Source organism: Microbacterium sp. ISL-103, from assembly GCF_018613995.1.
Lineage (GTDB): Bacteria > Actinomycetota > Actinomycetes > Actinomycetales > Microbacteriaceae > Microbacterium.
In genome coordinates, this window is the sequence record NZ_JAGGPD010000346.1 from 1 (window position 1) to 289 (window position 289).

Here is a 289-nt window from a genome sequence, read left to right on the forward strand (position 1 = left end):
ACGAACGGAACCGGAACCGGTTCCACCACATCGGGCAACGACGGCATCCTCGGCGGCACCCAGGTCACCGCCCCGGTCACCGCACCCGTGACCGCCACCGGCAACGCCATCTCCGTCCTCGGAGACAGCGAGGCCACCGGCACCACCGGCACCACCGGCACGACAGCACCCACGACCGGAACCGGAACCGGTTCCACCACATCGGGCGACGACGGCATCCTCGGCGGCACCCAGGTCACCGCCCCGGTCACCGCACCCGTCACCGCCACGGGCAACGCCATCCCCGTCC

General features: G+C 72.0%; 1 protein-coding gene. It reads left to right on the forward strand.

What is annotated here, in order from left to right:
* Window positions 1-289, forward strand: a 289-nt coding sequence (locus tag J7E68_RS20175) for a chaplin family protein (RefSeq protein WP_285225361.1), incomplete at both ends; no start/stop codon positions are given.